We start from the raw sequence: 6,918 nt of genomic DNA on the forward strand, positions 1-6,918 counted from the left end.
ACACCTCGAAAACAGGACACCCGGAACATGACCACGGACACCAAGAGCGCCGACATCCAGCTGATCCAACGGATCCTGCCGCATCGCTATCCGTTCCTGCTGGTTGACAAGGTTGTCGAGATCAACGGCTATCAGTCGGCGGTCGGCATCAAGAACGTCACCATGAACGAGCCGCATTTCCAGGGTCATTTCCCCGGAACGCCGATCATGCCCGGCGTGACAATCGTCGAGGCGATGGCCCAGACCGCTGGCGTGATGCTGGGTGTCGGCATGGACGTGATCGACAGCGAGTTGCTGATCTATTTCATGAACATCGACAAGTGCAAATTCCGCCGCAAGGTAGTGCCGGGCGACGTGCTGAAGATGCATGTGGAAACCGTGCGCGGCAAGAAAGGCGGCAAGATCTTCAAGTTCAGCGGCCGTGCGACCGTGGACGGTGAAGTGGCGGCCGAAGCCGAGTTCTCGGCCTATGTCGATTGGGACATGGAAAAGACAGCATGAGCCGCATTCATCCCAGTGCCATCATCGAAGACGGTGCGCAGATCGGTCAGGATTGCGTGATCGGTCCGTTCTGCCATATCGGCCCCAAGGTCCGGCTGGGCGACCGGGTCGAGTTGAAATCGCACGTGGTCGTGACCGGCGACACCTCGATCGGAGAGGACTGCGTAATCTTCAACTTCGCTGTGATCGGTGAAATCCCGCAGGATCTGAAATTCGGCGGAGAGGACACGCGGCTGGAGATCGGCAAACGCAACCGCATCCGCGAGCACGTGACGATCAACACCGGCACCGAGGGCGGCGGCGGCGTGACCCGTATCGGCGATGACTGCTTGCTGATGGCCGGGGTTCATGTGGCCCATGACGTACAGATCGGTAACCGGGTGATCATGGTGAACCATTCCGGCGCCGCCGGTCACTGCATCATCGAGGATGACGTGATCATCGGTGGCATTTCCGGCTTGCATCAATGGGTGCGCGTGGGCCGCGGCGCCATCATCGGCGCGTTGACCATGGTGCCCAACGATGTCATCCCCTATGGCTTGGTTCAAGCTCCGCGGGGCGAGTTGGAAGGTCTGAACCTGGTGGGCCTCAAGCGGCGCGGGGTACCGCGGGCGGACATCTCGGCCCTGCGTGCCGCGTTCCGCGAGATGGCGCAAGGCGACGGAACGTTCCTGGACCGCGTCAAGCGGCTGGGGGACGACACCGACAGCGACTATGTCCGCCGGATCGTGGAATTCGTGACCGGCGAGTCCGACCGGTCGTTCCTGACGCCGAGGAAATGAGCCGATGCTGGCCTTGATCGCGGGAACGGGCGTTTTGCCGGATGAACTGGTCTCGCATCTGGCCGAACGTCCGCTGATTTGCGCCCTTGAGGGGTTCGAGCCCGACAGGTTGCGCCCCGACATCACCTTTCCCCTGGAGCATCTCGGCAGTTTCATTGCCGAGCTGAAGGCGCGCGGCGTGACCAATATCTGCATGGCCGGTGCGGTGCGCCGCCCAAAAATCGACCCGGGCCGCATCGACGCGCAGACCGCGCCGCTGGTTCCGATCATCCAGCGGGCGCTGGTGTCGGGCGACGATGGCGCGTTGCGGGCGGTGATCGGTGTTCTCGAGGATGCCGGTCTGCAGGTGCAGGCCGCGCACCAGATCGCGCCCGACCTGCTGCCCCCTCTGGGATGCCTGACCCAGGCGCAACCGACCGAGGCCGAGCTGGCCGATGCCAACCGGGCCGTCGGCGTGTTGCGGGCGATGGGGACCGCCGATATCGGGCAGGCCTGCGTGGTGCATCAAGGGCAGGTTCTGGCGGTCGAGGGCGCATTCGGTACGGCGTGGATGCTGCAGTCGCTGGCTGCGCGCCCCGATGCCGGCGGCGGCATTCTGTTCAAGGGGCCCAAACCCGGTCAGGACCGGCGCGCCGATCTGCCCGCCATCGGGCCAGACACGGTGACCGGCGCGGTTGCGGCTGGCCTGACCGGTATCGTCGTCGAAAAGGGCGGGGTGATCGTGTTGGACCGGCCCCAAGTGATCGCGGAATGCGACCGCCTGGGCTTGTTTCTGCACGTGCACGAGCGGGCAATGTGATGCGGGTGTTTCTGGTCGCCGGTGAGCCGTCGGGCGACCGTCTGGGCGGTGCGCTGATGGAGGGGGTGAAGACCCTTGTTCCGGATGTCGAATTCGACGGGGTCGGCGGGCCGCTGATGCAGGCCCAGGGTCTGGTCAGCCGCTTTCCGATGTCCGAGCTCAGCGTGATGGGCCTGGTCGAGGTTTTGCCCAAGTTCTTTCACCTCAAGCGCCGCATCGCCGAAACCGCGCAGGCCGTTCTGGACACCCAGCCCGACGTTCTGATCACCATCGACAGCCCCGACTTTTCGCTGCGCGTGGCCAAGCAGGTCAAGGCGCGCAGCAATATACGGACCGTGCACTATGTTGCGCCCAGCGTCTGGGCCTGGCGCCCCAAGAGGGCGGACAAGATGGCCAAGGTCATCGACCATGTTCTGGCCTTGCTGCCGTTCGAGCCGCCCTATATGGAAAACGCCGGAATGGAGTGCGACTTCGTCGGCCACCCAGTGGCCAGCGAGCCGGTTGCAACCGACGCGCAGATCGCGCAGTTCCGCGCCGATCACGGTCTTGGCGACGCGCCGATCCTGCTGGCCTTGCCCGGCTCGCGCCGTGGTGAGGTCGATCGGCTGGCGCCCGTATTCGGCGCGGCGCTTGATCTATACCTGAAAGACCGCCCCGACATGCGGGTGGTAGTTCCTGCGGTCGCGCATGTGGCCGATACCGTGGCCGCCCATGTCCGGTCCTGGCCGGGTCAACCGGTCGTGGTGGACCCCCGCAACATCGACACGGATCAGGCGGTGGCCATCAAGCGCGCGGCCTTTGCCGCAGCCGAGATCGCCCTGGCCGCGTCCGGCACGGTCTCGCTGGAACTGGCGGCCCAATCCACGCCGATGGTGATTGCCTACAAGCTGACCTGGCTGACCCAGAAGATCGCCGAGCGCATGGTCAAGCTGGATACGGTCACACTGGTCAACCTCGTGTCCGAGACCCGAACGGTGCCGGAATGCCTGCTGGATGATTGCACGCCCGAAACCATCGCCGCCGCGCTTGGCGCCGTGTCGGCCGCGCCGGGCGCGCAGGAACAGGCAATGGCCGTCACGATGGAACGTCTCGGCCGCGGTGGCGAAGCGCCCGGTCTTCGGGCTGCACGCGCGGTGTTGGAGCGGATGAAGCCGTGATGCTGGACCATGTGGTCTTTGCGGCCTCGGCCTTCATGGCACAGGTTCTGACCAATCTCGACAACCTCATGGCTCTGGTCGCCCTGATGATCGTCACCGGTCCGCAGCGCGCCGTTCTGGGGTTCCTGCTGGCACAGGGGCTGGTGATCGGCGTGGCCTTCCTGCTGGCACTGGGGGTCGAGGATGTGGTGCCGCACCGGGCTGGCTACCTCGGCACCATCCCTCTGGCCTTGGGGCTTTTCGGAGCCTTTCGACAGCTTCGCGGTGCAAAGGCGCAGGCCGCCCCCGCTGTGCCGGGCAGCGCCTCGGCACTGGTGACCATGCTGGTGTTCACAAGTCTTTCGATGGACACGTTTGCGGTCCTCGCCCCCTTGCTGGCCGACTCGACCCCCGATTTCCGGCTGGCAGGTGTGCTAGGGGCCGGCCTGGCCGCTCTCTTTCTTGCGGTTGTGGGGCTGATCGGTGGGCGCGCCCAGATCATGACGGGACGTCTGGCACAACGCCTGGAATACTTTGTGCCCTATGTCATGATCTGCGCCGGGCTTTATATCCTCAGCAACTCGTGGACCGACGCGGTTCAGTAACCGCGCCAGATCCAGCCACCGCCAAAAATGCGGCTGCCCCCGGTTTCATAAAACACGCAGGCCTGCCCAGGAGAAACACCTTCCTCTGGCGTCAGCAATTCGACCTCGGCAGTAGTGTTCGACAGAGGGCGAATGATCGCCTCGCGCGGGGGGCGGGTCGAACGTACCTTGACCGAGACATGCCATTCCTTTTGCGAAGTAAAGGGTTCGTCGCCCAGCCAGTTGATCTCGCGCACGGGGATGGTGCGGGTGGCCAGCATCTCTTTGGGGCCGACGACGACCTGTTTGCGGTCCACGTCCAGCTTGACGACATAAAGCGGCTCGCTGAGCCCGCCGATGCCAAGGCCGCGTCGCTGGCCGATCGTGTAGTGGATCACACCTTCATGCTGACCCAGAACGCGGCCGTCGGCGTGAACGATCTCGCCGGGTTCGGCCGCACCGGGGCGCAGTTTCTCGATCACGCTGGCATAGTTGCCGTTGGGCACGAAGCAAATGTCCTGGCTGTCGGGCTTGTCCGCCACGCTCAGCCCGTATTGCGCAGCCATCTGCCGGGTTGCGTCCTTCGAGGGCAGGTGCCCCAGAGGGAAGCGCAGGAATTCCAGCTGCTCGGGCGTGGTCGAGAACAGGAAATAGGACTGGTCGCGGTTGGCATCTTCGGCGCAGTGCAATTCGGGGCCATTGGGGCCCATCTTGCGCTGGATGTAGTGGCCGGTGGCCATGCAGTCGGCCTCGAGATCCTTGGCCGTTTCCAGCAGATCTTTGAACTTGACGCGCTCGTTGCAGCGGATGCACGGCACCGGGGTCGCGCCGGCCAGATAGCTGTCGGCGAACTCGTCGATCACGGCGTCCTTGAAGATGTTTTCATAATCCAGAACGTAGTGCGGAAAGCCGCGCTCCTCGGCCACGCGGCGGGCGTCGTGGATGTCGATCCCGGCGCAACAAGCGCCCTTTTTGGCCAGCGCCGCCCCGTGGTCATACAGTTGCAGCGTCACACCGACCACGTCATAGCCCTGATCCGCCAGATAAGCCGCCACGACCGAGCTGTCGACACCGCCCGACATGGCAACGACCACCCGCGTTTCCGACGGGGGTTTGGCAAAGCCAAGCGAGTTCAGAGGAGTCTCGGTGTCGAGGGCCATGGGCTGTTCCAGTCCGGGTTAAGAAAGACCGGCAGAATATAAGAAAATTCTACGCACTCTCAAGAGGCGGTTTCACGCCGCATTAAGTAGACTGACGCCAGCTTTGTGACAAAAGAAAAAGGGTCGCAGGATGTATTTGCACAAAGTTGAGGGACCAAGGTCGATAGCCCTGCCGGATGGAACGGTTCTGTCGCGGGCCGATCTGCCGCCGCCCGATACCAGTCGGTGGGTCGCCTCCAGGAAGGCCATGGTGGTGCGCGGCGTACTGTATGGCCTGATCACGTTGTCGGACGCCAAGAAACGCTATGGGCTGAGCGACGAGGAGTTCAACAGCTGGGTTGCGGCGGTGGCCGAACACGGAATCGATGCGCTGAAGGTGACGGCCTTAAAAAAATATAGACAACCTAAAGGCGAAAGCGAATAAATGAATCAACGGTAACGTCAGATTAACCATTTGTGGTCAGGCTCGGATCAAACCGGAATGAACAGACCTGAACTGGAGCAGCAGAATGCGCATACTTCTTGTCGAGGATGATCCCACAACGTCGAAAAGCATCGAACTGATGCTGACACACGCCAACCTGAACGTCTATGCGACGGATCTGGGCGAGGAAGGGATCGATCTGGCGAAACTGTATGACTATGATCTGATCCTTCTGGACCTGAATCTGCCGGATATGAACGGTCATGAAGTGCTTCGCCAGCTGCGCATCGCCCGAGTTGAAACGCCGATCCTGATCCTGTCGGGGGCCGATGATACCGAAAGCAAGATTAAAGGGTTCGGTTTCGGGGCCGATGATTACCTGACGAAACCGTTCCACCGCGAAGAACTGGTGGCCAGGATCCACGCAATCATCCGACGGTCGAAGGGGCATTCGCAGTCGATTATCCGCACCGGCAAGATCGCGGTGAACCTGGATGCCAAGACCGTCGAGGTGGACGGACAGGCGGTTCATTTGACCGGCAAGGAATACCAAATGCTAGAACTGCTCAGCCTGCGCAAGGGCACGACCCTGACCAAGGAGATGTTCCTCAACCACCTCTACGGCGGGATGGACGAGCCGGAACTGAAGATCATCGACGTCTTCATCTGCAAGCTGCGCAAGAAGCTCAGCAATGCCACCGGTGGCGACAACTATATCGAGACGGTCTGGGGGCGGGGATACGTGCTGCGCGACCCCCAGAAGGACGGTATCGAGGAAAACCGCCTGGCCGTCGGCGCCTGATCGGCCTCGAGCACGCCGCCGGAGGTCCAGGGCGGCAATTCCACTCACGGCTCAGCACGTCTGGACCTGGCCATGGCCTCGCCCTATCACTGGTGCCAACCAGACATGACAGGGCGAGGCCATGAGCAATCCGATTCCCGTGCAAGACCTGACCGAAGACCAGGCCAAGGAGGAGCTGGCGCGCCTGGCGTCCGAGTTGACGCGGGCGAATGATTTGTATCACGGTGAGGACGCTCCAGAGATTTCCGACGCGGAATATGATGCGCTGAAGCGCCGAAATCAGGAAATCGAGGCGCGGTTTCCGCATCTGAAACGCCCGGACAGCCCGAGCGAACAGGTCGGGGCTCGCCCGTCGGACGGGTTCGAAAAGGTTCGTCACGCGGTTCGGATGATGTCGCTGGGCAACGCTTTCGACGAGGCGGATGTGCGGGACTTCGTTCGGTCGGTCCAGAAATACCTGGGGCTCCAAGAAGACAAAGTGCCTGAATTTACCGCCGAGCCGAAAATTGACGGGTTGTCACTGTCCCTGCGCTATGAAAACGGCACGTTGGTTCAGGCCGCGACCCGCGGTGACGGTGAGGTAGGCGAGAACGTCACTGCCAACGCGATGACCGTTCGCGACATTCCGAAAACTCTCACCGATGCGCCCGAGATCCTGGAGGTCCGGGGCGAGGTCTACATGTCGCATGAGGATTTCGCCCGGCTGAACCAGAAACAAACGGAAATCGGG

9 protein-coding genes are annotated in these 6,918 nt (G+C 62.5%); 8 read left to right on the forward strand and 1 reads right to left on the reverse strand.

Features of this window, described 5'->3' with window-relative positions; translation table 11 throughout:
* The first annotated feature begins 27 nt into the window (after positions 1 to 27).
* The 5 genes from fabZ to AC2FM3_RS06165 are packed head-to-tail and all read left to right on the forward strand — an operon-like array spanning position 28 to position 3,823.
* Entirely contained in the window at positions 28 to 501 is a 474-nt protein-coding gene (fabZ, locus tag AC2FM3_RS06145) for a 3-hydroxyacyl-ACP dehydratase FabZ (RefSeq protein WP_496679954.1), read from the forward strand.
* A complete protein-coding gene (lpxA, locus tag AC2FM3_RS06150) occupies positions 498 to 1,283 on the forward strand; it encodes an acyl-ACP--UDP-N-acetylglucosamine O-acyltransferase (RefSeq protein WP_496679955.1) in 786 nt (261 codons plus the stop codon). Before fabZ ends, lpxA begins: the two co-directional genes overlap by 4 nt.
* 4 nt (positions 1,284 to 1,287) lie before the next feature.
* Positions 1,288 to 2,082 (forward strand): LpxI family protein, encoded by a 795-nt coding sequence (locus AC2FM3_RS06155; protein WP_496679956.1) that lies wholly within the window; start codon positions 1,288 to 1,290, stop codon positions 2,080 to 2,082.
* Positions 2,082 to 3,239 (forward strand): lipid-A-disaccharide synthase, encoded by a 1,158-nt coding sequence (lpxB, locus tag AC2FM3_RS06160; RefSeq protein WP_496679957.1) that lies wholly within the window; start codon positions 2,082 to 2,084, stop codon positions 3,237 to 3,239. The genes AC2FM3_RS06155 and lpxB overlap by 1 nt, the downstream gene beginning before the upstream one ends.
* Complete coding sequence (locus AC2FM3_RS06165) at positions 3,239 to 3,823, forward strand: hypothetical protein (protein WP_496679958.1); 585 nt, start codon at positions 3,239 to 3,241, stop codon at positions 3,821 to 3,823. Before lpxB ends, AC2FM3_RS06165 begins: the two co-directional genes overlap by 1 nt.
* Here the strand turns inward: AC2FM3_RS06165 and mnmA are convergent.
* Positions 3,817 to 4,962 carry a tRNA 2-thiouridine(34) synthase MnmA gene (mnmA, locus tag AC2FM3_RS06170; RefSeq protein ID WP_496679959.1) on the reverse strand — a complete coding sequence of 382 codons (1,146 nt, stop codon included), beginning with the start codon at positions 4,960 to 4,962 and terminating at the stop codon, positions 3,817 to 3,819. The genes AC2FM3_RS06165 and mnmA overlap by 7 nt on opposite strands.
* Positions 4,963 to 5,092: 130 nt before the next feature.
* Here mnmA and sciP point away from each other — a divergent pair, with 130 nt between their 5' ends.
* The 3 genes from sciP to AC2FM3_RS06185 all read left to right on the forward strand — a co-directional run.
* Positions 5,093 to 5,386, forward strand: a complete 294-nt coding sequence (gene sciP / locus AC2FM3_RS06175; RefSeq protein ID WP_496679960.1) for a CtrA inhibitor SciP — start codon at positions 5,093 to 5,095, stop codon at positions 5,384 to 5,386.
* 85 nt (positions 5,387 to 5,471) lie between these two features.
* Positions 5,472 to 6,188: a response regulator transcription factor CtrA gene (gene ctrA, locus AC2FM3_RS06180; protein ID WP_149775137.1), complete on the forward strand. Its 717-nt coding sequence runs from the start codon at positions 5,472 to 5,474 to the stop codon at positions 6,186 to 6,188.
* A 121-nt stretch (positions 6,189 to 6,309) separates the two neighbouring features.
* On the forward strand, positions 6,310 to 6,918 hold a 609-nt coding region (locus AC2FM3_RS06185), incomplete at its 3' end, for a DNA ligase LigA-related protein (RefSeq protein WP_496679962.1).

This window comes from Ruegeria sp. BHSB172 (assembly GCF_059613165.1).

Coding starts and splice junctions, on each gene's coding strand:
- fabZ (WP_496679954.1), top strand. CDS start 28: ATGACCACGGACACCAAGAGCGCCGACATCCAGCTGATCCAACGGATC.
- lpxA (WP_496679955.1), top strand. CDS start 498: ATGAGCCGCATTCATCCCAGTGCCATCATCGAAGACGGTGCGCAGATC.
- AC2FM3_RS06155 (WP_496679956.1), top strand. CDS start 1,288: ATGCTGGCCTTGATCGCGGGAACGGGCGTTTTGCCGGATGAACTGGTC.
- lpxB (WP_496679957.1), top strand. CDS start 2,082: ATGCGGGTGTTTCTGGTCGCCGGTGAGCCGTCGGGCGACCGTCTGGGC.
- AC2FM3_RS06165 (WP_496679958.1), top strand. CDS start 3,239: ATGCTGGACCATGTGGTCTTTGCGGCCTCGGCCTTCATGGCACAGGTT.
- mnmA (WP_496679959.1), bottom strand. CDS start 4,962: ATGGCCCTCGACACCGAGACTCCTCTGAACTCGCTTGGCTTTGCCAAA.
- sciP (WP_496679960.1), top strand. CDS start 5,093: ATGTATTTGCACAAAGTTGAGGGACCAAGGTCGATAGCCCTGCCGGAT.
- ctrA (WP_149775137.1), top strand. CDS start 5,472: ATGCGCATACTTCTTGTCGAGGATGATCCCACAACGTCGAAAAGCATC.